The organism is Treponema sp. (genome assembly GCF_051883275.1).
In the GTDB taxonomy this organism is placed as follows: Bacteria; Spirochaetota; Spirochaetia; order Treponematales; family Treponemataceae; genus Treponema_D.
The window spans coordinates 70,848-95,299 of the sequence record NZ_JBJETK010000057.1 but is presented as its reverse complement, the minus strand read 5'-3'; the positions used below and the strand labels follow the sequence as shown (position 1 = coordinate 95,299).

General features: G+C 44.8%; 21 protein-coding genes. 12 read left to right on the top strand and 9 right to left on the bottom strand.

Annotation, left to right across the window (positions count from 1 at the left end):
- Positions 1 to 171 precede the first annotated feature (171 nt).
- Positions 172 to 1,491, top strand: coding sequence for an outer membrane beta-barrel protein (locus ACI4L0_RS09490; RefSeq protein WP_439799931.1), 1,320 nt, complete (start codon positions 172 to 174; stop codon positions 1,489 to 1,491).
- Here ACI4L0_RS09490 and ACI4L0_RS09485 read toward each other — a convergent pair.
- The 7 genes from ACI4L0_RS09485 to ACI4L0_RS09455 form a co-directional block, all read right to left on the bottom strand.
- Positions 1,488 to 1,721 carry a hypothetical protein gene (locus ACI4L0_RS09485; RefSeq protein ID WP_439799930.1) on the bottom strand — a complete coding sequence of 78 codons (234 nt, stop codon included), beginning with the start codon at positions 1,719 to 1,721 and terminating at the stop codon, positions 1,488 to 1,490. The two genes, ACI4L0_RS09490 and ACI4L0_RS09485, sit on opposite strands and share 4 nt — an antisense overlap.
- Before the next feature lie 542 nt (positions 1,722 to 2,263).
- Positions 2,264 to 3,481: a hypothetical protein gene (locus tag ACI4L0_RS09480; RefSeq protein ID WP_439799929.1), complete on the bottom strand. Its 1,218-nt coding sequence runs from the start codon at positions 3,479 to 3,481 to the stop codon at positions 2,264 to 2,266.
- A 244-nt stretch (positions 3,482 to 3,725) separates the two neighbouring features.
- Positions 3,726 to 4,682 (bottom strand): Rpn family recombination-promoting nuclease/putative transposase, encoded by a 957-nt coding sequence (locus tag ACI4L0_RS09475; protein WP_439799928.1) that lies wholly within the window; start codon positions 4,680 to 4,682, stop codon positions 3,726 to 3,728.
- A gap of 163 nt (positions 4,683 to 4,845) precedes the next feature.
- Positions 4,846 to 5,772 (bottom strand): PSP1 domain-containing protein, encoded by a 927-nt coding sequence (locus ACI4L0_RS09470; RefSeq protein WP_439799927.1) that lies wholly within the window; start codon positions 5,770 to 5,772, stop codon positions 4,846 to 4,848.
- A gap of 205 nt (positions 5,773 to 5,977) precedes the next feature.
- Positions 5,978 to 6,517: a YaaR family protein gene (locus ACI4L0_RS09465; protein ID WP_439799926.1), complete on the bottom strand. Its 540-nt coding sequence runs from the start codon at positions 6,515 to 6,517 to the stop codon at positions 5,978 to 5,980.
- A 1-nt stretch (position 6,518) separates the two neighbouring features.
- Positions 6,519 to 6,935 carry a bactofilin family protein gene (locus ACI4L0_RS09460; RefSeq protein ID WP_439799925.1) on the bottom strand — a complete coding sequence of 139 codons (417 nt, stop codon included), beginning with the start codon at positions 6,933 to 6,935 and terminating at the stop codon, positions 6,519 to 6,521.
- 1 nt (position 6,936) lies between these two features.
- Entirely contained in the window at positions 6,937 to 7,950 is a 1,014-nt protein-coding gene (locus ACI4L0_RS09455; protein WP_439799924.1) for a M23 family metallopeptidase, read from the bottom strand.
- A gap of 501 nt (positions 7,951 to 8,451) precedes the next feature.
- Between ACI4L0_RS09455 and ACI4L0_RS09450 the strand changes: the two genes are divergently transcribed.
- The 9 genes from ACI4L0_RS09450 to ACI4L0_RS09410 all read left to right on the top strand — a co-directional run bounded on the left by ACI4L0_RS09450 (position 8,452) and on the right by ACI4L0_RS09410 (position 18,700).
- Complete coding sequence (locus tag ACI4L0_RS09450) at positions 8,452 to 9,237, top strand: TatD family hydrolase (RefSeq protein WP_439799923.1); 786 nt, start codon at positions 8,452 to 8,454, stop codon at positions 9,235 to 9,237.
- Entirely contained in the window at positions 9,234 to 10,244 is a 1,011-nt protein-coding gene (gene dusB / locus ACI4L0_RS09445; RefSeq protein ID WP_439799922.1) for a tRNA dihydrouridine synthase DusB, read from the top strand. The genes ACI4L0_RS09450 and dusB overlap by 4 nt, the downstream gene beginning before the upstream one ends.
- A 111-nt stretch (positions 10,245 to 10,355) precedes the next feature.
- Positions 10,356 to 11,933 (top strand): DUF5312 family protein, encoded by a 1,578-nt coding sequence (locus ACI4L0_RS09440; RefSeq protein WP_439799921.1) that lies wholly within the window; start codon positions 10,356 to 10,358, stop codon positions 11,931 to 11,933.
- Positions 11,934 to 11,936: 3 nt separating this feature from the next.
- Positions 11,937 to 13,061: a diguanylate cyclase DgcA gene (dgcA, locus tag ACI4L0_RS09435; protein ID WP_439799920.1), complete on the top strand. Its 1,125-nt coding sequence runs from the start codon at positions 11,937 to 11,939 to the stop codon at positions 13,059 to 13,061.
- Positions 13,058 to 13,684, top strand: a complete 627-nt coding sequence (locus tag ACI4L0_RS09430) for a rhomboid family intramembrane serine protease (RefSeq protein WP_439799919.1) — start codon at positions 13,058 to 13,060, stop codon at positions 13,682 to 13,684. Before dgcA ends, ACI4L0_RS09430 begins: the two co-directional genes overlap by 4 nt.
- Positions 13,675 to 14,400, top strand: coding sequence for a hypothetical protein (locus ACI4L0_RS09425; protein ID WP_439799918.1), 726 nt, complete (start codon positions 13,675 to 13,677; stop codon positions 14,398 to 14,400). Before ACI4L0_RS09430 ends, ACI4L0_RS09425 begins: the two co-directional genes overlap by 10 nt.
- A 22-nt stretch (positions 14,401 to 14,422) precedes the next feature.
- Complete coding sequence (locus tag ACI4L0_RS09420; protein ID WP_439799917.1) at positions 14,423 to 14,860, top strand: hypothetical protein; 438 nt, start codon at positions 14,423 to 14,425, stop codon at positions 14,858 to 14,860.
- Between the two features lie 126 nt (positions 14,861 to 14,986).
- Positions 14,987 to 16,546 (top strand): phenylalanine--tRNA ligase subunit alpha, encoded by a 1,560-nt coding sequence (pheS, locus tag ACI4L0_RS09415; protein WP_439799916.1) that lies wholly within the window; start codon positions 14,987 to 14,989, stop codon positions 16,544 to 16,546.
- Positions 16,547 to 16,639: 93 nt separating this feature from the next.
- Positions 16,640 to 18,700: a methyl-accepting chemotaxis protein gene (locus ACI4L0_RS09410; protein WP_439799915.1), complete on the top strand. Its 2,061-nt coding sequence runs from the start codon at positions 16,640 to 16,642 to the stop codon at positions 18,698 to 18,700.
- A 79-nt stretch (positions 18,701 to 18,779) separates the two neighbouring features.
- Here ACI4L0_RS09410 and radA read toward each other — a convergent pair whose 3' ends face one another.
- A complete protein-coding gene (radA, locus tag ACI4L0_RS09405) occupies positions 18,780 to 20,129 on the bottom strand; it encodes a DNA repair protein RadA (protein ID WP_439799914.1) in 1,350 nt (449 codons plus the stop codon).
- A 127-nt stretch (positions 20,130 to 20,256) separates the two neighbouring features.
- Here radA and pgsA point away from each other — a divergent pair, with 127 nt between their 5' ends.
- Entirely contained in the window at positions 20,257 to 20,865 is a 609-nt protein-coding gene (gene pgsA, locus ACI4L0_RS09400) for a CDP-diacylglycerol--glycerol-3-phosphate 3-phosphatidyltransferase (RefSeq protein WP_439799913.1), read from the top strand.
- 508 nt (positions 20,866 to 21,373) lie between these two features.
- Here the strand turns inward: pgsA and ACI4L0_RS09395 are convergent.
- Positions 21,374 to 22,282: an Rpn family recombination-promoting nuclease/putative transposase gene (locus ACI4L0_RS09395; protein ID WP_439799912.1), complete on the bottom strand. Its 909-nt coding sequence runs from the start codon at positions 22,280 to 22,282 to the stop codon at positions 21,374 to 21,376.
- A 601-nt stretch (positions 22,283 to 22,883) separates the two neighbouring features.
- Between ACI4L0_RS09395 and ACI4L0_RS09390 the strand changes: the two genes are divergently transcribed.
- Positions 22,884 to 24,452: a hypothetical protein gene (locus ACI4L0_RS09390; protein WP_439799911.1), complete on the top strand. Its 1,569-nt coding sequence runs from the start codon at positions 22,884 to 22,886 to the stop codon at positions 24,450 to 24,452.

Genomic DNA, 24,452 nt, shown 5'->3' with positions numbered 1-24,452 from the left:
TCAAAAGATACTGGAGTTATAAGCAAGCAGCCCCTGCCTGCTTCCCCTGCTTTGGGCTTACCACCCTATACATTGAATTTCGGAAAGTGATTTTTTTTCTTTAGTATTTTTTATAGATTTTCTTATCAAAGATTCCCTTGGCTGCTCCTTTTTATATAAGGAGGCTAAGAGATGAAAAAAACTCTTATTGCGGTTGCAGCTGCTGCCGCTCTTACAGCAACATCTGCATTCGCAGAAATCACATTTGGTGCATGGCTTCGTGTTCTTGGTTCACCAATCGCTTCTACAGGTGAGGAAACTGTAGCTGGAATGGAGAACTCATGGGGATGGGGCGCACGCACAGCCCGTATCAATGTGAACGGCGTTTCTGAGGACGGAAAAGCCGGTTTTGTAATGGGTGTCTACAATGACTTTGAAAACGGCCTTGACCAGGGTGATAATGCATACCTCTGGGTAAAACCAGTTGACCAGGTTAAAGTTTCCTTTGGTAAATTAGACGGCGCAGAAAACGGACTCCGCGGTGACTTCTGCTACGGTTCATGGAACTGGATCCGCCCTTTCAACTGGGGATATGACGGCGAAGGTCTTACATTCGACGGAATCTGGAGAAAAGGCTTGATGATCGAGGCTGATCCGATTGAGGGACTTCATGCATTTGCTGTTATTCCTATGTCTGCAAGCTACCAGAAGGCTGAGGATGTATACAAGAACATCCAGGTTGGTTTCGGCTATGCTATTGAAGGTGTTGGTAAGTTCAAGGCACAGTACATCGGCGACTTCAAGAAAAACAAGAAAGCTGATGAAAAGACAACTTATGGTTGGGCTAACTATACCAACGATGATGGCGACAGGGAGCTGAACACTGAAAAAGCCACACTGCCATCATGGGATGCAGTTGATTCAACAGATGCTGTAGACAACGATGATACAGTGACAACAGGACAGATCGGAATTGCATTCGACCTCACAGCTGTTGAGAACCTCTATGTAACAGTAGGCGCAAGATTCGGAATTGCAGACAAGGATTATGAAGATGGAGCAAAGTACATCAAGATGGCTTTCACAGCAGGCGCTTCTTACCAGGTTACAGAGCAGTTCAAGGTTTCTGTTGACGGCGGATATATCCAGTATCAGGATGACTGCGTTGGAAAAGAAGACGACCTCAAGGACAACAAGTTCTTCGTAGGTGCTGGTGTTGACTATGCTCTTATGGACGGACTCAACGCAGTTGCTGATGTTCGCTACATGAGCATCGGATACGGAAAGGATGGCGATGATGGCGCTGTAAGCTTCCTCGTTGGACTTAACAAGTCTGTATCAAGCAACGGCTCTCTCGGAATCGGATTCCAGGGTGCAACAAATGGCTGTGGTCTTGCAGCAGGCGATAAGACTGGTCTTGTTGCTGGATATGACCCATCTGAAAAAGATGTTACTGGCGACGGCGACGAATTCGTTTGGGCAATCCCTGTATCTATCAGCGTTTGGTTCTAAGCAATCGCGCGTAGTGCGAATGCTGTGGGTTTTCTTTGAAAACCCGCTTGACCTGATACGGCAGTTTTGCTTTGCAGAACTGCCCCAAATGATGGCAACAGCAAAGCCTCCCCTCCGGGAGGCTTTTTTGTTTTAAAAGTCTGCCATGTTGAATTGTTCAGAAAGTATTGTCGTACTGAATTATTCATAAAACTATTGTCATGCTGAACTTGTTCAGAAAGTATTGTCATGCTGAACTCGTTTCAGCATCTGTGCTGTAACAGTGCATAGATTCCGAAACAAGTTCGGAATGACAGTGTATGACAGTGCCCGTCATGCGGCATTTTTCCCCTCGTCATGCTGAACTCGTTTCAGCATCTGTGCTGTAACAGTACATAGATTCCGAAACAAGTTCGGAATGACAGTAAAAAATTGGACTGATGGTAAAAATACAGAATGACAGTAGAAATTAAAATGACGGTAAAAATACAGAATGACAGTAGAAAATAGGACTGATGGTAGAAATTGAAATGACGGTAAAAATAAAAAAAACACGGCGTACTTTTTTAAAAACACGGCGTGAATTTTTTAAAACACGCCGTGTTTTTAGTGAATTCACGCCGAGAATTTTTCAGTTCTTCGGAGGTCTGCTGTTCTCTGATTTGCGAGGAGGAGGGGATTTCCCGGATGCAGGCAAGTGTTCATTTTGTGCTGGGTTCGCTCATAAAAAAGAAAACGTCCTCCGTTTTGGAGGACGCCATGCATTACTAGAAAAGAAGTTTTATGTGCAGAATTACAGTGAAAGATCAAATACTACAGGAACACACCACATAAATCCGTCATGTGTTTTGCCCTTGTCATCTACACCGGCAGCAATCCCCTTAAATCCATGTCCGTTTGTAATTCCTTCAAATGCAGCTGTGATAGATGCATTGTTGCCAATGGATTTTTTTGCTCCGACTGCAAATGAAAGCGCATCATCTGTCAACTTAGTGCCGTCAAGCTTTTCTTCGCTCATGTAGCGCACATCAGCAATAGCTGTAAGTCCGTCTGTGATAAGGTAATCAACACCAGCTCCGATTCCCCATCTTGGGTCAAAGTCAGATTCCTTGTACATCTTGAATCCGCCGGCAAGAGAAACTGTAAGTGCATCAGAAACCTTGTAGGCTGCGTTCAGGGCAATGTAGAAGAGATTTGCCTTTGCACCTTCATTTTCTCCAAGATCAAATTCCTTATCAACAAAATCAAATTTTGTACCGACGCTCAAGTTCAGGTTTTCTACTGCGCTGAGGTTGAACGCAACGCCAAGAGAACCGTTTCTCTTTTTGTCCGCAGAATCTTCTTTTGGATCATTCTGCCACAAAACTTTTAATGTTCCAACGTCAGCTGCTGTATAAGCTACACCAAACTGTGTTTTGCGGTATACATCGTATGCATCTGAAACATAATGAGTTTTATTATTTCCGTCATCATCCTTGTCCGGTCCATAAACAATGAATGGAACATTGACCATAGCCTTGAAGCCTTCAACAGGAGTAGCTTCTACCATGAAACCGTCACCTGCTTTTCCATTCATAATTCCATTATCGCCGTTGAAGAAAAGGTCGGTTGTTGCTGAGCTTCTCAGCATATTCCATGAGCCGAAACCTGCGGAACCTTCGCGGAATCCGTTGTCGCCGTCATCAAAACGTCCAAGGCTGAGCTTCACCTGTTCGATTGGCTTAACCCAGAGAACGCTTCTATCGCCAAGAGCAAATTTGCCTTCGCCCGGCTGATCACGAATTTCAAAAGTAAAGCCAGCTGTTTGATCCTCAGAAACACCAGTTACACCGAGTCCTGCTGTACGTGGCGCATCACCCCAAGACTGTGTAAGACCTGCCTTGAAATCTTCTCCATCATTTGCTACTGGAACAAGAATTGCTCTATTCCACATTCCAAATGTGATTTCTGCGAATGCAGATGTTGCTGTAAGAGCGGCAGCAGCTGCAACCGCAATAAGAGTTTTTTTCATCTCTTAGCCTCCTTATTTTTTAAGATACCATACGGTATCCAAATATATTCTACAACAGACACACTCATAAGTCAATATTTTTTTTGTAACCTTTTGAGCGTTTGCCAGTTTGTAGTTATACACTGATAATTATCGGAACAAACCCCAAAAATCTTTAATGCGAACCACTTTTCCCGAAACATGAAACGTTTCCCGGTAATAGAAAAAGCCGAATCTTCCGCAAAAGAAATTCCCCGTAACAGGCTCAGCTGTTGCAATATTTTGCCCGGAGAGCCTCCACCTCATCCAAAGAAAGCCCTGACCACCTTGCAATGTCCCCGGCAGGAACATTCTCTCTAAGCATATTGGCAAGCATTCCTCCGAACTCTTCCTTTGCCATGTCCCTGGCCATATCTTCCGCCATATTTTTTGCAATGCCTTGTGCCATATCCTTGGCAAGCTCCTGAGCCATATCTTTAGCCATGCCCTGTGCCATATCTTTAGCTATGTCTTGTGCTATATCTTGCGCCATGTCCTCGGCAAGCTCCCTTGAGCGAACCTTCATCTCCATTTCCCATGTCATATACGTATGCCTCCACTGCGCATTCGCCTTTGCCAGGCTCACCTTCTTCTCGAGAAGTCCGGCCAGTTCCGAGTCAGCCTTCTTCCCGTTCAGGAATTTGAAGAACTCCCTAAGGCTGTCTGTGGGCATTTTATCATATTCCGACGCATTGAAAAAGACTTTGTGCGTTCCGTCGCTGAACTTAATTCCGGGATTCTGCCTGCACGTCTGCTGAAACTCGTAGACCGGAAGTCCCGCCCCGAATGCGTCCTCCATGCACAGGAAAATAACATAGCTCTCATTCAGGCTGCTATAGTCCGTCCCGGATGACAGACTATCCACATCCATCAGCCCCTGATAGTACCGCGCCCTCTTGGCAAGGTTCGTCCTGTTTGTGGTCTGGATTTCGATGTCAAAGCACCGCCCTGTTCCATCGCGCACATATACATCAAAGCGCACTCCCTTGGACCAGTGGTCTGCCTTGAACGCCCTCTCCGGCTCCGGCGTCTCAATCCTTTCTATGCTGATTCCAAGCAGCAGCTCCAGCACCTCCCTGCACAGATCCGGGTTGCTCGACATGACCCAGCAGAATATAAAGTTGTCCGCCAGTGTAGCCCTCTCCCACTTTTCAGCAGGAGAAAGCCCGTGTTCCTCTTTCATAGTTCCTCCGCAATAGAATGACTTCTCTGAATTTATTTGCGGAAAAATAAAAAAAATGCAGGGTTCTGCGGAAAAAATATACTTCAGGCTTGAATTTTACATGCAGAAAATCATGCTAAGAGTAAATAACAGAATGTTGGTTTGTTCAGGTGACAGCCGTATGCTAGCCGTCTATTTTCCATCTTCCGCCGTCACGGACAAAGCGCTTTGCGTTCACTTCTATAACGCGTCCGTCTTCTCCCAGCATCTTGACCATGGAAGTTATGGGGTTCACTTCAATCACCCTGAAATTCGTGTCGTCATAGAAGAGCCTTATGCCCTCGTTGGGAAGCCTTTTGCGCGCCTCGGAATACCAGTCATATTCGTAGCTCAGACAGCACAGAAGACGGCCGCATTGACCGCTGATTTTCATGGAATTCAGGCTCAGGTTCTGCTCCTTTGCCATCTTTATGCTCACAGGGCGCAGCTTGTCGCTTACACAGTTGCAGCAGTACGGACGGCCGCAGACACCAAGTCCTCCTGTAATCCGACATTCATCGCGCACACCGATCTGCCTTAGCTCAATGCGCATTTTGAATATGGAAACCAAGTCCTTTACAAGCTCCCTAAAGTCAACGCGGTTTTCACTTGAAAAAAAGAACAGGGCCTTCTGCTCGCCCACAAGGAAATGCACGGAGATAAGCTTCATGTCAAGATGATGATGGGCGACTTTTTCGCGGAAAATATTGAAGGCGGATTTTTCTGTTTCTTCAAGCGACTTTGCTTTTTCAAGCTCCTCTTTGCCGGCCTTCCGCTCAATCTGCACAATGTCAGACGGCTTTATTCCTATTGGAGTCTGGGAAAGCCCCATGTTTTCAGCAAGGTCAAGTCCGTATCGTGTAGGCACAATAACCTTGTCGCCGCTGGAAAACTTTATTCCCTCGGGAGCGGTCGCGTAAATTCCTTCAAATGAATAAGCCAGCTTGAGCTTGTACAGCTCCTTTGGAAAAACAAAATTACCCGGCTCCGCGCTTTCAGAATCCTGCGCATCCTCAAGCGAAGAAAGATCCTCGTTTTCTTCATATATATCATTTTCAAAAATATCAGACATAAAATCTCCGGTCTGTTTTTAGCTATCTCAAAAAAACTTCAGTCTTCCGAGTTTTCTAAATGGGGCAATTCCACCAGGGAACTTTCAAGCCCGCTTTTGGTGATTTTTAGAGTGTTCCTTAGTTTATCAGTTATGACGGCAAAAAGTCTAGGGAAACATGGGCCAACATTAAAAAACTGAACTTCAAATGCCAGCCAGCGTCCGCCTAGGAAGCCATAAGGTCAACAAGCAGACCGCTTATTTCATTTATGCGCGAAAGCATTCCAAGGGTTTCCCGGTGCGAGTTTAAAAGCCACCTTGCCATCTCGTCAAGCTTTTCGTTTATGGCGACAATCTTGAACTGCGGCTCAAGCGGCTTTCCTTTTTTTGAAAAACCCCTGCGCTCGCGCTTTTTTACCTCAAAGTTGTTTTTTTCAATGTATTTTAGAAACTGCTGGATTTTTTTTCTGTAATTTGCGAATTCTTCCGGGGTCTGCGTTTCCTTGAGCCTGTCAGCGGCCATGTCAGCCTGGTCTTTCAGGTAAATGGCGGCCTCCTCGGTGTCAAGCCCCGCAATTTCCCTTGGAAAACCGTCTTTCTGCAGTTCGAATTCTTCCTTTGCCTTTTCCATTGCGCTGGAAAAAATCTTCCGCCGTGTCTTGTCTGTTTTCTGTGTCCTGGTTTCGCCAAAGGTCTTTTGCGCCTGAACAGCTGCGGAATTCACGGCCGAAAAATAAAGCCCTGCGGATGTGCCGTCAACTTCCATTTTAAATCCTTATGGACATTGAGGATATAGCCTTCAGATTTTCCTGGCGCGAAACAGCGGCGTTGAATTCCTCGGATTCAGAAAGTGAAACGCAGTGTCCGTGCACTATTACATCTTCCTCCGCAATGAGCCTGTGTGTCTGAATGTCCCCGATTATTACACTTGAAGAAAGCAGCTTTACAAAGTCAGGGGAAACAATGTCGCCCAGCACAATTCCGCCGATAACCGTCACCGACTTTGCCTTTATATTTCCGCGTATGCGCGCCTGCTCGCCCACAATGACATTGCCGGAAGCTTCTATGTTTCCATCTATATCGCCGTCAATTCTTGCAAAGCCGTTTATGCTGACATCTCCCTTTACCGATGAGCCAGCCCCAAGAATAGTATTAATGGAAATATTGTCGTTGAAAACTGCCATATTATTTTACATTGATGTATTTTGCAGGATCCACTACGTCAGAGCCTATGTGAACTTCATAGTGAAGGTGCGGACCTGTGGTGATTCCAGTATTTCCGATTGTTCCAATCATCTGCCGCTGTGCAACCATGTCGCCTTTCTTTACGCGTGTTGTTCCAAGGTGGGCATAGCGTGTATAAATTCCATGCTTGTGCTTTATTATGACGTTCAGACCAAAACTGTCATCGTATGCGACTGTAACAACCTGGCCGTTCGCTGTCGCTATTACCGGGTCGCCCTGCCGCCATGTGCTGAAATCAAGTCCTTTGTGTATGTACCACTGCTGTGTTATAGGATGAATATTCTGACCGAATTCCATTGAAATATGTCCGATTCCGTTTTTCACAGGCCATACATTCGGAATGTCAGAAAAAAGCGCGCCCTGGTTTTCAAGCATTTTTCCAATCTGCTCAACAGGACGAACTGCGCTTTCAAGATAAGCCGTGAGCTGCTTTATATCAGAAGTTTCCTTTAAAGAGCCGGAAGTTATGTCCTGCGTGTCAAAAAGCGATGAAAGGTCTGAATTTCTGCCGGCTGACTTTGAAATGCCTGTGTTCTGGTTTATTCCAAGGAGCGAAAGCGACTGGCTGAGCGTGGACTGAAATTTCTTTGCAGTCTGAAGCAGATTGTTGTTTTCGTCCCTGAGCTCATCAAGGCTTGCAAGGGTTTCCCTGTTTTCATCACGGAGCCTGGAAATTTCAAGGCCGGATGCCGCATTTTTCTGGTTGAAATAAACAAACGAGCCTGTTATTCCAATTGCAATGACCAGCCCCATTGTAAGCGCAAAGACATTTGTCTGCACGCTGAAAACTCTTCCCTGTGAATGGGGAACAATCATAAGTGTAAGTTTTCCGTCAAAGAATTTTACGACATCAGCGCAGAATCTTCCCGCAGAAGCAAAAAAAAGCCTGAAGCCGTGCATAATACGGGAAACTATATTTTTTTCCAATCTCTTATACTTGCGAGAGTGCGCCACAAAAATCTCCGTAAAATCAAGGGAACTACAGCCATCCGCCGGTTCCTGAAAATAGCTTCCTGCCCGTGCAGATAAAACAAATCAGATATCTGCGCTGCGCAAAGACTGTCCGCTGATAAAATCAAGCCGGCATTTCTCTTTTTTGACAGTCTTTTTCCATCAATTAACAAACCCCGAAAACTTCTGTTTTTCAAGGTAACTCTTTATAACTACTGACGAAACAGTATACCAAAGGGCTGTAATACTGTCAAACAGGTACCGCGGAAAAGCGCAGGCAGGCTTTCCCAAAATACATTTGACTTCAAGACATTCCTATGATATTCTATTATAAATATATCGGATGATTAGTTAAAAAATATTAAGGGAACCTCGAAAAAAATCATTGCGGGTGAGTTTTTGGAGTTCTCCTGAAATTTTCCAGTTTTTCTGGAAAAGTCTTTCTAAAGGAAACACTGGGTAATTTACTCAGTGTTGATTATTTCTTTTTTTAAAGGAACAGCCATGCAATTTTTTGATACTCATGCCCATATAGGGTTGATTTATGACGATCCTATACGTCAAATAAGTGTTATTCAGCAGGCAAAACAAGCCGGTGTTTCAAGGATTATAAGCATAAACAACAGTATTTTTGATTTTAAAAAGGAATACGCATTTTTAAAGTCCCAGAAAGGCATTTACCACGCAGTCGGAGTCGGCCCTTCTGAAGTGAACAATCCCGGAGCTGACTGGATAAAAACAATAGAAGAAAGTGTTTCCCTGCCGAATGTTGTGGCAATCGGCGAAACCGGCCTTGACTATTTCAAGCAGTATGGCGACAAGCGGCGGCAGATTGAGCTTTTTATAACACAGCTGGAGCTTGCGCAGAAGCACAGCCTTCCTGTGATAATCCACAACCGCGATGCAGGCAAGGACATTTTTGAAATTCTCCAGGACAGACTGCCTGAAAAAGGAGCTATATTCCACTGCTACAGCGAAGATGCCTCTTATGCGCGCCGCTGCCTTGATGCTGGAATGAATGTATATTTTTCCTTTGCAGGAAATCTGACATACCGAAATGCCCGCAATCTTCACGAAACAGTCCTGAATCTTCCGCTGGACAGAATTCTTTTGGAAACAGAAAGTCCGTTTATGATTCCCGCTGAATTCCGCGAGCGAAAAAGAACCATGCCGGCATATCTTCCTTCAACAGCGCGCTTTTTGGCGGAAATGCTCGAAACAGACATAGAAACCCTTTCTGCGCAGCTCTGGAGCAACAGCTGTAAGGTTTTTGGACTGCCGAAAGAATGAGCCTATATCATCCTGTAGACATCGGTTCGCTTCATCTGGACGGAAATCTTTTTCTTGCGCCCATCGCCGGCTACAGCGATATGGCATTCCGCTCGCTCTGCACTGAATACGGAGCTTCCCTGTGCACCACGGAAATGGTTTCCTCGGAAGCCCTTGTAAGGCACAACAAAAAAACAGAGCTTCTTATGAGGCGCGCCCCCAATGAAAAAGTTTACTGCGTGCAGATTTTTGGCGGAAACCCACAGACAATGGCGCAGGCAGCCAGAATTGTCCTTGAAAAAACCGACTGCAACTGCATAGATATAAATGGAGGATGCCCTGTTCCCAAGATAGTAAAGACCGGAGCCGGAAGCATGCTCACAAAAGAGCCGGAAAGGCTTTTTTCCGTAGTAAAAGCCGTAAAGGATTCTTCTATAGAATACACTTCCTGTAATCCGCAGAGGGGAGCTGTTCCGGTAACTGTAAAAATCCGGAGCGGCTGGGATTCTTCCAATATAACATGGAAAGAATGTGCGGACGCCGCATTGCAGGCCGGGGCAGATGCGATTACAATCCATGCGCGCACAAAGGCACAGGGCTATTCAGGGAAGGCAGACTGGGAAATCCAGAGGCAGCTTGCTGAATTTGTCGCCGGAAGAATTCCAGTGTTTGGCAGCGGAGATGCATTCACCCCGGAAGATGCAAAGCTCATGCTGGAACAGACCAGAGTTGACGCCGTGATGTTTGCCCGCGGCGCAATGGGAGATCCTTTTTTATTCAGGCGCACAAAGCAGTTTTTGACAGAAGGAAAATATCAGGCGGAAACCCCGGCGGAGCGGCTTTCTGCAGGAATGTGCGAGCTTGAAATGAATGTTGCTGAACACGGCGAAAGAGCTGCATGTATGCTCATGAGAAAAAAATTCTGCGCATACAGCTCAGGCATAAAGGGCGGCTCACGTCTGAGGGAACAGATTGTAAACGCAGTTTCCGTTGAGGACTACAAAAATCTTTTCAGCCAGTTCATTTAAGAAAGCAGAAAAAAAACAGACTTCTAAAAAATCATTGAAAATAAGCTTTTAGAGCTTCCGTTTTTGCAAATCGCTTGAACAAAACCCCGTTTCTCCATAAAATAAGGCAATATGGGGCTTTTCCAGATACTAGCGGATTTTTTTAAAACTATATTCTCTCCATCTTCTCCGGAAAGCATCCAAAGACAGGCCGTAAGAAAAATTGAATCCGAATTAAGAACTCTTGCGCCGGGACTGTACAAAAGCGGTCTTGTCCAGCCTGAATTTGCGGAAGCTCTTCGTGTTCTATTTAAAAACACCTCCCCGATTACAGACATCCTGGCGGAAACACTCTGCTCCACAGACCTTGAAACAAGCCGGCACTTTGAAGAACAGCTGATTTTTACAGGCTTTGACACCGAAGCCCGCGAGATTCTCGAGAGCCTTGATTATGAAAACCGCAAAAAGGGAGCAATGGAAGCGCAGTCCGCTATACGCTATTTTGAAAGCGAGCACAGGCAGCTTGAAAAAGTCATAAAGGAGCTTAATTCCCCGTCCTTTGTAAAAATCGAAGAAACGCTGAATAAAACAAGGCAGCTAAATGATATATGCAGATTCAGCTACATAACTGCGCTGAGGCTCTTTGACCAGGGATTCAACACAAAAGAACCCTACGTTCCGGAGTTCCAGCCGGTTCCTGTTGAAATTCTTGAAAATTCAATGCTTGACCTGTATTTTGTAATTTCAGGGATGGATATAACAAATTCGCTGTATAACGCTGTGCTTGCCCTTCTAAGGCTGAAAAGCGGCGGCAGTGTTCCTGAGAAGACTGAAAAGGAAATCAAGGAAAATTTCAAGAAAATTCAATATATCGTAAAGCATATTTTCACCAAGGAAATTCTTTCATGCATGATAAGAATTGCAAAGAAGAACTATGAATTTGTGCCGGAGCATGCGGTTTACAATGGAAATTCCCGGCAGAAATATGCTGAATATCTTGAAAGCAGATTCCGCACTGATGAGGCGCGCTTAAAGGGCGAGCTTCAGGATGCCGCTATAAACAGTGAGATAAAGCAGATTTTCGGAAGCTCGCTGCTCGCACCGGTGCAGGGCTACAGCAAGGATCTTGACCTTCAGCTTAGGCAGAGCACGCCGTTTTCGTTTATATGGATTACACCGCTTCAGCTTCTGAAAAACTTTATATCGATATTCTACGAAGACCATGTAAAGCCGCTTTTAAATGACATTGTAATAGAAGGCTTTTTCAACAATCCTGCATATAAGACTGAATTTTCATCCTGTGTATTTACCTGCAATGAGTCGCTTGAGCGCATAGCCGCCTTTGAGTCCAAATTCACGCGGGGAAACGAATTCGACGAAACGAACATCACTTCGCTTATAAGGGACAGCCACAAGGACACGTCGTTCGAGTCGCTGCTGAAAGGGCTTGTTGACAAGATAAACAGGCAGGCAAAGGATCTTATCCAGATTGAAACAACAAATATTTTCCAGCTCTACAAAAAAATAAACGATATTATTATCGAATCAAAAAAACCGAGTTCCGAAGTTATAACGAACCTGAAAGTCCTGATGATTTCCTCAAGAAACCGGGACAATTCTGACTGCATGGAAAGCCAGAACGGACAGTGGAAAGTTTTTCTTGAAATAATGAAAAATTATGTTATAATTGGCAACTTAGAGAAGAAGTGAGAAATGGCTAAAAAGAGTGCAAATTCTGCAAAAACTCAGGATCAGGAAAAAGAAAAGCAGGTTATCGCTGAGTTTGAAAAACATATTTATGATTTACAGCAGATGCTTGAAATCTCTAAGTCATTTTGCTCAACAATAGAATTTTCGCCGCTGATTGAATCAATTCTTTACGTGGCAATGGCGCAGATGAGAGTTACAGGCGCAGGTCTTTTTATTTCAGAGAAATTCGGAGGAGAATGTTTCAGGCTTTCTGAAAATTATTCTGGAATTGCAATAGACCCCACTGTTGAATACAAAATCAAGATAGATTCTCCTCTTATTGAATTTCTTTCCACAACGCCGGGTGTTTTTGAGCTGAAAGACCTTTCTGAAAGGTTCGCAGGCACTCCGGAAATCAAAGTCATAGAGTCGCTGAACCCTTCGCTTATAGTTCCGCTCATGCTCAAAAATCATCTGAACGGAATTCTTGTTATGGGCGAGCGCATTTTTGTGGAAAATATTTCATCCGCCTATACATCCTATGAGCGCAACGAAATCCAGACAATCGCTTCGCTTGCCTCTGTCGCAATGCACAATGCATCCCTGATTGACCAGTCCACAACTGACATGATGACAAAGCTGCGCCTTAAATTTTATTTCTATAATATTCTTGAGGACAGGCTTGATTCCGCTTTTTCGCAGGATCAGACTTTGAGCGTCATAATGTTCGACATCGACTTTTTCAAGAAATTCAACGACACTTATGGCCATGCCTGCGGCGACTATGTTCTAAAGAAGACAGCGGAAATAATCAGCGAAAGCATAAGGGAAGGAGATCTGGCTTCAAGGTACGGCGGCGAGGAATTTACAGTCATGCTGTGCAATGCCGGCCGGGAAGAAGCAATGCTTGTGGCGGAAAGAATAAGAAAAAAAATCGAGCAGACCGAGTTTTTCTACGAAGGGCATACAATGCACGTTGCAATTTCCGGCGGAATTTCTGTGTTCAGCACAGAGAACAATCCGGTGCGCTCTGCAAAAATTCTTGTTGATCAGGCAGACAAGGCGCTGTATATCTCAAAGAGAAACGGAAGAAACATGGTTACTGTATATGAGCCTTCAAGCGAATGTGCTTCAAAATCGGATGTATGAATATAATTAAAAAACCTTTCCGCTACACTTTTTTTAACGCCACATTTATCATTATCGGATTGAATCTGGGAATCTTTTTTCTTACGATGATTTTCCCGCAGCTTTTTATTTATCTGGGGCTGTCCTATCCCGGGCTTTTGTGCCGCTTTTACTGGCAGCCGCTCACTTATTTTTTTGTGCATGACGGACTGAGCCACATTCTATTCAATATGCTGGCTTTGTTTTTTTTCGGAATTCCCGTTGAGCGGACTCTTGGCTCCAGGGAATTTCTGCTCTTTTATTTTTTGAGCGGAATTCTTGTCGGGCTGCTTTCCATTGCGCTTTACAGGCTTATCGGCTATTACCGGCTTTTTCTTGTGGGGGCGAGCGGAGCTGTCTATGCTCTTCTGTTTGCCTACGCCGTTATTTTTCCGCGGAATGTTATATATATCTGGGGAATAATTCCGGTGGCGGCGCCGCTGCTTGTTTTAATCTATGCCGTAATTGAAATTATGAGCCAGATTTCAGGCGGCTCAGGCGTTGCGCACCTTGCACATCTGAGCGGACTTGCGGTTGCCTGGATTTATTTCATTGTAAGAATGGGAATTCATCCTCTGCGTGTATGGAAGGATGCATGGAGATAAAGCGCCGGATTTTTTTGTGCGCCCTGTTATTGCTGTCTGCGGCTGTTTTTTGCCAGGTTCCGCAGCAAAGCACTCAGATTAGAATTCAGGTGTGGGCGGAGCTTGATTCCTTTCCCGGAAAATTCGAGGAAGAGGAAAATTCAGATGCTGAACCGGATAAGAAAAAGCCGGACACTGAATTTGAAAGGCTCTATGGCTTTGCACTAAGCCGGACAAAGCAGATTGCGCCTTTTCTTATGGAAGGACTTTTGTACGGCTGGAATTTTGAATACACCCCCTATGACAAAAAACGCGGTGTCCAGGAATACTGGGATTTTCAGCCGGTGCGGACATTTGACTCTTCCGTGAACCAGCTTGAATTTCATAATCCTGTTTTAAAAGACGGAAAGCTTTTAAGCTGGGTTTACTGCAACAGAACTTTGGCGCAGCAGGCAGACTACAACCGCTGGATTTCAGTGATACACCCGAAAGTGAAAGGCTACGGAAACGCGCCCGTTGAAGACGGATTTGAAGGAATAAGGCAGGCTTGCAGCAGCGCGGCAAAAAATGCAGTGAGGGAATACTGGCGCACGCTTGAAAAAAACAAGCCCAAGGAAATTTCAGGAACTCTGCTTTTAATCCGCGACCCTAGAATTTTTATAAAAAACGGCCGCTATGAAGTTGAACTTGATTTTTTCTTGGAAACTGATAGAATAGTTCCGTATACTTACTATTGATGCTACTATAAGGAGGTATCGCATGAAAAAAATATTTACACTGGCGGCAGCAGTTATAATTGCAGCTGGAGCAGCTTTTGCACAGCAGCAGGAAGAGTCTCTGGAATTGCAGATGACCTTGAATAAGCTTGATGCCGCAGACAGCTACGCAGACACAAAAACAAGAACTATCCAGATTGAAGACAAATATGCATATCTGCATCCAAAGGCTAAAAATGTAACTCTCCAGTTGGAATTCACACCGCTTACAGGCGAAGTAATCTTTACATATACCTGCATGCAGTCCAGCTTTGAAGTTGGCGAGGCAATGAATGTCGGAATGGCAGTATATGAAGACTTTGCCGCAGAAAATCAGTTCAAGCATTACAAATATGTTGAAAAAGACAAAAAGAAATTTTTCAAGGATGAAAAAGGCGTAAGAATGGCAACCTACACTTCAAAGGTCATTTTTACAAAATAATTCTTTTTTATAAGCAAGGGTTTTGCCCGTAATACAGTTATCTTCACTTGCCTGTTAAGTGATTTTCATTTCAGCTTCGGTTTGCATTACAGGTTATGCAGACCGAAATTTTTTGGTGCATAAAAATTGGCAGACTTAAAGACGTTAATTAAAAATCTTCATCCGCTGGAAACAAAAGTTCTTCTTCACTACAGCCTGAAAGATGAGCTTACTTCCACAAGGCTTGAAACAGAGCTTGGATATAAGGAAGGACACGCAAATCAGGCATTCAGCTGGCTTGCCGGTAAAAAGCTTTTGGCAGAAACAGCCAGAACTCCGCATACATATTTTGAGGTGACAGACTTTGGACGCAAGATTTTAAAAGACGGCTTTGCGGAAGAGCGGATTATTTCCTATCTGAAGGAAAACGGCCCAAAGCGTCTGCCTGAAATTTCTTCTGCGCTTGGAATTGAAAACAAGGATGTCGGATCTGCGTTCGGCTCACTGAGCAAGGATGATGTTCTTGTCATGAATTCAGAGAAAAAAGCTGAATACACAGGCAAGCCTATTCCGGAGCGTTTTTTAACCGCAAAAAAACTTATACAGAGGGCTGCGGAATCAGAAAACAGCCAGCTTGATGCGGCAAATCTTACAAAGTCCGAAATCGAGATAATGGGCGGACTTACAAAAAAGCGCGGAGTTTCAGAAACGCCGTTCAGAACTATTGAGCGCGAAACTGTTATCTACAAGCTCACCGAGGCATTCAAGGCTGTGGCCGATGCATTGCGCACATCGGGAATAACCGGCAATGAAATCGGAGAAATCACACCGTCAATGCTTTCTTCCGGCGAATGGAAAAAAGGCACTTTCCGCGGATATAATATTTCTGTTCCTCCTGCGCGCATTATTCCAGGAAGAACAAATCCATACGTGCAGTTCTTGGAGTCTGTAAAGGACAAGCTCTGCTCCCTTGGATTCCAGGAATTTGACGGTCCGCTTGTGGAAACAGAATTCTGGAACGGAGATGCTCTTTTTATGCCTCAGTTCCATGCAGCCCGCGATATTCATGATGTCTACAGGCTGAAATATCCGACTCATGCAAAGTCAATAGAAGAGCCGTATCTTTCCAATGTAGCCGCAGTCCATAGAAACGGCGGAAACACCGGCAGCCGCGGATGGAACTACAATTTTGACAACGAATTCACCCGGCGACTTATCATGAGAAGCCAGGGAACAGTTCTTTCTGCGCACCAGCTTCACAAGGCTGAAATTCCAGGAAAATATTTTGGAATTGCAAGATGCTTCAGATACGACAAGGTTGACGCGACACATTTAAGTGACTTCTACCAGACAGAAGGAATTGTTCTGGGCGAAGAAGTCAACCTCAAGACACTTCTGGGCTTTCTTGAAATGTTTGCTGTCGAGATTGCCGGAGCCACAGATGTAAAGTACGTTCCCGGATATTTCCCGTTCACAGAACCTTCCATAGAAGTTCATATAAAGCATCCAAAACTCGGCTGGTTTGAACTTGGCGGCTCTGGAATCTTCAGGCCGGAAGTTACAAAGGCAATGGGTGTTGATGTTCCTGTTCTTGCATGGGGAATCGGCATTGACAGAATGGCTCTGATGGCTCTTGGACTGAATGACCTTCGCGAACTGTTCTGTGAAGATATTGAAAGAGTCAGGCTCAGGAAGGCAAAATTTTAATCATAAGTGTATGTTTTTTTTTAAGGAAGTGCTGGTTAAATCCATTTAAAAGGGTTTGCCGGCACTTCTTTAATTTTATAGGAGGCTTGTTTTATGAAAACCAGAAAATTATCCAGTCTGTTTTTGTATTTTATTTTTCTTGCTGTGCTTTTTTGCATAGCATTTTTCGCCACACGCGCCATTTTCAATTCAAAGGCAAAGAAGATACTTCGCCAGGTTGCTACAATCAAAGAGCTTGAGTTTTCTTCAAATTTGGACGGTCAGCTCATGCTGGCTACAAAAATGGCGAAGTCACCGCTTATTTCGGCCTACATGGAAAATCCCAAGGACGAATTTCTTTCAGAAGCGGCAATGGAGGAAATCCTTTCGTACCAGGATGCCTTCAAGGGAAAGAACACTTTTTCAATCGCGGATGCGGATCTGCTCTATTATTCAAATGGAAAATATCTTTACACGCTTGACAAAAAAGCCCCGGGAAACGAATGGTTCGAGGCAAGCATTTCTGTTCCGCAAGATTACACATTCAATGTAAGCTATGAAGCCGCCATAAAAAAATCAATGCTCTGGGTTAATGCCGTTGTAAGGAATTCTTCAGGAAAGGGAATAGGGCTAATTGGAACAGGCGTGGACTTGTCGGATTTTGTTGACATGATGTACAAGAATCTGCAAGACGGAATTTCAATGTTCTTCTACAACCACAGCCATGAAATAACCGGCGCATCCGATACTTCGCTTCTGGAGGCAAAGGCAAAGATTGAATCGCAGATTCCGGAGTTTCAGAAATTCCAAGGTCTGTCCAAGGAAAAGGGATTTTATGCAGGAACAAAGGGCTGCTATCTTGTTTCTTCAATTCCGTCCGTGAACTGGACAATGCTGCTGTTTATTCCATTTTCACTGAAGAATGCGCTCACAAGTGCCGTGGCTCCATTGCTGGGTATAGTGGTTATCGTGCTTGCCATAAACGCAGTTATAATACTCAAGCGGTTCATTCAGCCTCTGTACCTTTTGAACCAGGCGGTTACCGAATTGTCGTCTGGAAATGCCGACCTCACAAAAAGGCTTTCTTCAAATTCATCTGACAAAAACAGCCTGTTCTACAAAATAGAGCTTGGCTTCAACAGCTTTATTGAAAAGCTGCATCAGATTATGACAGTAATAAAGACTTCAAAGAATGATCTTTTTGATTCTCTTGTGAAGCTGCGCAATTCAATACATGGAATTGTAAATTCAATAGGCGAAATCAACACACACATCGGCGGCATGGAAAACGCCATTGCCAACCAGACGGGCAGCATCAATTCAGCTTCCCAGGTAGTCGGCCAGATTTCCACGGAAATTACATCGCTGAACAAGATGATTCTTTCGCAGAACGAAAATGTGTCTGAGGCGGGCGCATCCGTCAAGCAGATGATCAGCAATATAGATTCCGTGAATAATTCCGTGTCCCAGCTGTCTGAATCTTTCCTGTCGCTTGAATCCAATGCGAACGAGGGAGTTTCAAAGCAGCAGGAAGTCAATGCCAGAATTTCTGACATAAAGAGCCAGTCTGAAATGCTTCAGGATGCAAACCTCATCATCTCTTCAATCGCAAGCCAGACAAATCTTCTTGCCATGAATGCGGCTATTGAGGCAGCCCATGCAGGAGAGGCAGGAAAAGGATTCAGCGTTGTTGCAGACGAAATCCGCAAGCTTTCAGAAACATCATCGGAACAGTCAAAGACAATCGGGCTTCAGCTGACGGCAATCCAGAATTCCATCTCTGAAATTGTAGGCACATCAGAGGAATCCCAGAAAGTTCTTCATTCTGTGGTTGAAAACATACACAACACAAACAGCCTTGTAAAATCAATAAAAGTCGCCATGGAAGAGCAGAAACACGGCTCGGCGCAGATAAACAATGCGCTTGTGGAGCTTCAGCGGAATTCCGAGGAAGTCAAGAACGCATCTTCCCAGACAGAAAAAAAGAACGAGTCTATTCTGGCGGAAACAAAGAATCTTCAGAGCAGCGCTGAAAGCATAAAGCAAAGCATGGACAATATGTCAGGGTGCGCGCATTTGATAACACGCGAATCTGAAATTCTGGGCAGCCTGTCTGACAATGTGGATTCTTCCCTGGACAAGATAAGCCGGGAGATTGATCTGTTCAAGGTTTAAGGAACACAAAATAATCCGCGCAGCTGTTTTTTTGTATTCATTTGAATTGCTGAAAAACAGCAGGGAAGCGCGGAACTCTTTAAGCCTGCGGTGAAAACAGGCAGCGCACAAGCTCTTTTATAGATTCAACAGCGGCTGCTCCCGGCTCAGATTCGGGGGCAATGCATTTTTCAAACCCAAGATCCTTTGCCGCCTTTATGCGCTGCCGCTGCTTTGTAACAGGGCGGACTTCTCCGGCAAGGCTTATTTCTCCGATTACAACAGTGTTTTCAGGGAGCGGTATGTCAGTCCGCGCTGAATACAGGGCCGCTGCAAGCGCTGAGTCAATGGCGCTTTCTGAAAGCCTTATTCCACCGGCAACATTTATGTATATGTCCTGGTCACTGAATTTTATTCCGAGTTTTTTTTCAAGGACGGCGGAAACTCTGCTTACTCTGGCGGAGTCGATTTTTTCTGAATAGACCCTGTTCACAGCGGCTTTTGCAGGAACTGTCAGAGCCTGAATTTCAACTATAAAAACGCGGCTTCCTTCAAACACACTCGCACAGGCAATTCCCGCCGGAGTTTCCTTTTTTCTGCGCGTTATAAAAAGCGAGCTGGGATCTGCAACACACTTCAGCCCGTGCTCGTCCATTTCAAAAAGCCCAAGCTCGTCAACAGAGCCAAAGCGGTTTTTCTGCGCCCTCAAAAAGCGAACCTCGTCATTCGTCCGCTCAAAGGAAAGCACCGTGTCCACCATGTGCTCAAGGCTCTTGGGGCCTGCGATGGTTCCGTCCTTTGTAACATGGGCAGTCATAAACAGAACGCTGTCCCTTTCCTTGACCCAGCCGATCAGCTCGTTGCTACAGTATTTAAGCTGTGTCACTGTGCCGGGAACAAGCCCCGCATCAACTGCATACACAGTCTGAATTGAATCGACAATCACAACAAGAGGGTTCAGCGAATCCAGGGCATCAAGAATATCCTCAAGGCGCACCGTGCATAAAATTTCAAGTGAGCCGGCGTCAAGGTTCAGGCGGCTGGCTCGGCTTTTTATCTGTCCGGCAGATTCTTCTCCGCTGACATAAAGAATTTTCCCTTTTGAAAGAAGCGAAGAAGCGGCCTGCAAAAGAAGCGTTGATTTTCCGATTCCCGGCTCGCCCCCGACAAGAATTGCGCTCCGCTTTGCTGCGCCTCCGCCGAGAACCCTGTCAAATTCCTCTATGCCGGTGGAAATGCGCCCGTTTGTCTGCTCCGCAACTTGTGTCATGCAGACAGGCTTTGCCTTTGAAACTGTGCCGTCCGCTTTCCGCAGAAGCTTTGGAGCATTTGTGTCCAGAACACATTCCTCAAGGGAATTCCACTCTCCACATTCAGGGCATCTTCCAAGCCAGGCAGGCTGTGTGTAGCCGCACTTTGAACATTTATAAACAACTGATTTTTTCGCCATGTTTTTTCCACTATAATATAATTCAGGGTAAAAGTCATTACAGCCGCTCAGTGCCGAAACAGCTCCAAAATTTCAGCGAAGCATGTTGATTGATAAAACAGCTGAAATTCTCTATACTACTTATATTATGAAAATTTCAAATAAATTTACACTTTCACGGATTATTTTTGCGCCGATACTGTTTATTATATATAATCTTCCTTCCTGGCTTAAATTTGAAAACGGAACATTCCCCGCCGCAGCCTGTGCTTCTGCGCTGATTCCTCTGCTGGCTGTTGTAGAGCTTACAGATTACTTTGACGGACATTATGCGCGCAAGCTCGGGGAAGTCAGCGATTTTGGAAAAATGTTCGACCCGTTTGCGGATGTTTTTCTGCACCTTTCCATGTTTACCTGTTTTGTTTTTTCCGGATATATGCCGGTTGTGTGCTATATACTTATTTTGTACCGCGAATTCAGCCAGAATTTTCTGCGTATGGTTGCGGCAAAACAGGGAACTGCAATCGCAGCAAGAAAAGGCGGAAAAGTAAAAACTGTATTCTATGTTGCCTCATGCTTCCTTGTGCTGCTACAGAATTTTCTTTTGCTCACAGGTCTAAGTGAAATTTACGGAATACAAATGAATGTTCTGCTTCACATAGGAAAAATGTTCTTTGTGGCATGCACGGTTCTGGCATACACTTCATTTATAGACTATCTAAAAAATTTCGGAAGCCTTTTGAAAAAATCCGTATAACAATGCAACTGTGGAATGACAAGGTTAACGTCATTCCGAACTTGTTTCGGAATCCGTGCGGTGTGCCCAGTACAGATGCTGAAACGGGTTCAGCATGACAAAGGGGCAAATGCCGCATGACGAGTTTTTAAACAGTGGAATGGCGAGGTTACAGACAGTGGAATGGCGAGGGTGTAGTGTCATTCCAGACTTTCACTGTCATTCCGAACTTGTTTCGGAATCTGTGTAGTGTGCCCAACATAGATGCTGAAACGAGTTCAGCATGACAAGGGGTCACTGCACACACCATGACGTTTTTTTTATGCTGCATGACAGGCTTGCACTGTCATGACAGTGTAGAAAACAAAAGCCACCGTTCTCTCTGATGACTTTAAGTGATTTGTGAAAAAATCTCAGTGGACTTTATGGAAAAACTCAGTGAGTTTTTAAAAATTCTCACTGAGTTTTAAAAAATTCTCAGTGAGAATTTTCCGGGTTTTATTTGACGTGCCACTCGGTAAAAATCACCTTACAATTCCAGAACCTGCTCCAGGGAAAGACCTGTGCATTTTGAAATAATTTCCGCAGAAACCCCGGATTCTTTAAGCTTTCTGGCGTTTTCCAGTTTATTTCTTTCGCACGCTTCGTTTACTGCCTGTTCTTTTTCCTGTAAGGCTTCGTTTATCGCTTCGTTTACAGCTTCTTCCTTTTCTGCGGCGGCGGCTCTGTAGCCTTCTTCATAGCCGTCTGCACGGGCGTGCTTTTTGATAAAATATATTTCCTGCTCTAAAGTCATCTGTGTCCTCCATTGTTCAGCGGGGATTTTGGCGCGCATGACTTTTTCCTCGAGCGATTTTGCAAAGCCGGAGCTGTCGGCTTTGTTTTCAAGAAGATACCTGAAAAAAGTCCTGAGCCTTTCTGTGGGCATTTTATCATACTTTCGGGCGTTGCAAAAGACTTTTACAGTTCCGTCGTTCAGAGGTGTCTTTCCGTCTTCTTCACATACGTTCCTGAACGTGTAAATAGGGAGTCCCTTTTTGAAAACGTCGTCAAGGCAGAGAAAGATTATGTAGCTTTCGTGAAGCTCCTCGTAGTCAAAGCCCTGGCTCAGGTTCGAGATGTCAAGAATTCCCTGATAATAGCGTGCGCGCTTGGGAAGGTTCTTGCGGTCTGTGGTCTGCATTTCGATGTCGAAGCAGCGTCCTGTTCCGTCCTTTACGTAGACGTCAAAGCGCACGCCTTTTGAAAGGAAGTCTACGTCGATAGTCTTTTCCGCCTGCGAAAGTTCCAGCCGCTCAATCTGGATGTTCAGGAGCATTTCAAGGAAGTCCTTGCACAGGTCGAGGTTTTCGCTCATCACGCGGCAGAAGATAAAGTTGTTCGAAAGCGATGCGTCTTTCCACTGCGCTTCCAGCGATTTTTGTAGGTAGTAGTTCAATCTGTTCTCCATGTAAGTTTTTTTTGGGGTTTACTTATATATTGCTGAAATTTTTTAAAAACTGTCCGTTCCGCTGGCATTCCGAATGAATTGGCACTGTCATGTCACAGTTGCACTGTCATTCCGAACTTGTTTCGGAATCTGTGTAATGTGCCCAGTACAGATGCTGAAACGAGTTCAGCATGACGGGCTTGCACTGCACTGTCATGTCAAAGTTTCACTGTCATTCCGAACTTGTTTCGGAATCCGTGTAGTGTGCCCAGCACAGATGCTGAAACGAGTTCAGCATGACAAGTCATTCCAAAGTTCCACTGTCATTCCGAACTTGTTTCGGAATCTGTGTAGTGCCCCAATGCAGATGCTGAAACGAGTTCAGCATGACAATGCTTTTTGGACAGCATGACATTTTTTTTATGCCGCATGACAGGTTCTCAAATGCCGCATGACGAGGGGGATTATGATTTTTTTTCAGTTAAACTTGAATTTGTGCGGTTTTTTCATATAATTTAAATAAAGATTGCTGCGGTTTCGGTCTGAAAGCGCGGTGGTAAAACTGTCTTGAACACTTGAGTTGTATAGCGAATTTTTTTTGGAGTTTATTATGAGAAGAATTTTATTGGCATTATTTTTTGCGCCGCTTGTTATGCTTGTTTCCTGCATGAACACAGGAGGCTCGGGAGGCTCTGACGGCGCTGTGCGTATTGCGGTTCCGGGTAGCGGTGCGCGCGGAACGTACACACTCAGCAAGGACAACGCTGGAAGCTACCGTGTATTTTTGATTTCAGGCGGAGATGTGCTTGACACAAAAACTGCCGTGCCGGGGGGGGCGGACATTGTTTTTGAGGAAGTTGCTCCGGGCGAATACACTGTGAAAGTTGAAGCATGGGACACAAAAGGCGCGCTCCTTGCGCGCAAAAGCGCTTCCGTAAAGGTAAAGTCCGGCGAGACAGCCGAGTGCTCCATTGCGCTCATTCTGCTTGCCAACACTGCAATGGAGTCAAAATATTATCTTCTGTGGAATCTGACAAATAACGAGTATGCACTTAAGGCGATAGAAGACTTGAATGATTATGATGAGTTTACTAACGCTGTGTCTTCTGTCACTTGCCCTCTTGTTGCACAGGCGGAGGACTTAGATGGAAACTACTATTATATGTCTTCTGAATTTGCTGTTTATCATACTAGCTCAAATATTTCTAATGATCGCTTAGTTGAGCCTTTTTCTGGTGATGAATCATATCAGTTTAAAGATCCCCTATACTACGATGCTTCAACCAATACATTGTGGACTTTTTTTAAACAACAGAGCGAAGAGCTTTCTTATGGGAAAGTTTCAGAGCCGCAATCCGAACCTGTGCAAACCGACCAAGGCCTAAACGTTCTTGACTTTGCCGGCAAGAGGGGGCTGGCTTTTGCTGTGCAAGGCAATGTCCTGTATCTTGCGTATGAGGACAGCGGCGGTTGTTACCTTCAGCGCGCAATTATTAATGATACTGACACAGAAAGCGCAACCGTAACTCTGGCTGGCTCTGCAAAGTCAGTGGAGCAGCTGGGATTTTACGGGGAAATCACGGACATAGCGATTCTGTACGATGGCACTGTGTATGTTCTGATTTCAAACGTGGGCGGTGGAGAGAGCGAGAATATCACTAACGGCAGTATATACTATTATATCGAGGAAAACGACACCTATTACAGCCGCGGCGCGCTTTTAAAGATAGAAAGCACTTCATCCGGCTTTGAGGTGGTGGATTCCCTCGGCTGGACGGAAAACTCGCGCACAATAAGCCCCGTTGGAAATGCTGTGTTTACTACTAATGGTGAAACATATACATTGAAGTCAAAGACAGCCTATATTCCGCAGTATACAGAGAGCGGCTCTAAGTTCTACGGTCCGCGCAGGTTTGTCGCAATAAAGCCCAAGGAGATTGCCATTGCCGACTGCGGCTTTAATATAGTCATGCCCGATGCTGATAAATCATTGAATGGAAAGCTTTTTAATCACAACAGGGTGCTTACCGTAAACCTGCGTGACTTTGCCATAAGCTCCTCAAAGGAATATGGCACCGACTTAAAATTTGCTGAGGTGAATTTCTCAGATACAACAGGCGTAAACAGCGGTGTTATTATTCGCATTGACGGAGCTAATGAAGGTGTCACAGAAAAATAA

Excerpts from the sequence above, each read along its gene's own strand:
- ACI4L0_RS09490 (WP_439799931.1), top strand. The coding sequence starts at position 172 with ATGAAAAAAACTCTTATTGCGGTTGCAGCTGCTGCCGCTCTTACAGCA.
- ACI4L0_RS09485 (WP_439799930.1), bottom strand. The coding sequence starts at position 1,721 with ATGACAATACTTTCTGAACAAGTTCAGCATGACAATAGTTTTATGAAT.
- ACI4L0_RS09480 (WP_439799929.1), bottom strand. The coding sequence starts at position 3,481 with ATGAAAAAAACTCTTATTGCGGTTGCAGCTGCTGCCGCTCTTACAGCA.
- ACI4L0_RS09475 (WP_439799928.1), bottom strand. The coding sequence starts at position 4,682 with ATGAAAGAGGAACACGGGCTTTCTCCTGCTGAAAAGTGGGAGAGGGCT.
- ACI4L0_RS09470 (WP_439799927.1), bottom strand. The coding sequence starts at position 5,772 with ATGTCTGATATTTTTGAAAATGATATATATGAAGAAAACGAGGATCTT.
- ACI4L0_RS09465 (WP_439799926.1), bottom strand. The coding sequence starts at position 6,517 with ATGGAAGTTGACGGCACATCCGCAGGGCTTTATTTTTCGGCCGTGAAT.
- ACI4L0_RS09460 (WP_439799925.1), bottom strand. The coding sequence starts at position 6,935 with ATGGCAGTTTTCAACGACAATATTTCCATTAATACTATTCTTGGGGCT.
- ACI4L0_RS09450 (WP_439799923.1), top strand. The coding sequence starts at position 8,452 with ATGCAATTTTTTGATACTCATGCCCATATAGGGTTGATTTATGACGAT.
- dusB (WP_439799922.1), top strand. The coding sequence starts at position 9,234 with ATGAGCCTATATCATCCTGTAGACATCGGTTCGCTTCATCTGGACGGA.
- ACI4L0_RS09440 (WP_439799921.1), top strand. The coding sequence starts at position 10,356 with ATGGGGCTTTTCCAGATACTAGCGGATTTTTTTAAAACTATATTCTCT.
- dgcA (WP_439799920.1), top strand. The coding sequence starts at position 11,937 with ATGGCTAAAAAGAGTGCAAATTCTGCAAAAACTCAGGATCAGGAAAAA.
- ACI4L0_RS09430 (WP_439799919.1), top strand. The coding sequence starts at position 13,058 with ATGAATATAATTAAAAAACCTTTCCGCTACACTTTTTTTAACGCCACA.
- ACI4L0_RS09425 (WP_439799918.1), top strand. The coding sequence starts at position 13,675 with ATGGAGATAAAGCGCCGGATTTTTTTGTGCGCCCTGTTATTGCTGTCT.
- ACI4L0_RS09420 (WP_439799917.1), top strand. The coding sequence starts at position 14,423 with ATGAAAAAAATATTTACACTGGCGGCAGCAGTTATAATTGCAGCTGGA.
- ACI4L0_RS09410 (WP_439799915.1), top strand. The coding sequence starts at position 16,640 with ATGAAAACCAGAAAATTATCCAGTCTGTTTTTGTATTTTATTTTTCTT.
- radA (WP_439799914.1), bottom strand. The coding sequence starts at position 20,129 with ATGGCGAAAAAATCAGTTGTTTATAAATGTTCAAAGTGCGGCTACACA.
- pgsA (WP_439799913.1), top strand. The coding sequence starts at position 20,257 with ATGAAAATTTCAAATAAATTTACACTTTCACGGATTATTTTTGCGCCG.
- ACI4L0_RS09390 (WP_439799911.1), top strand. The coding sequence starts at position 22,884 with ATGAGAAGAATTTTATTGGCATTATTTTTTGCGCCGCTTGTTATGCTT.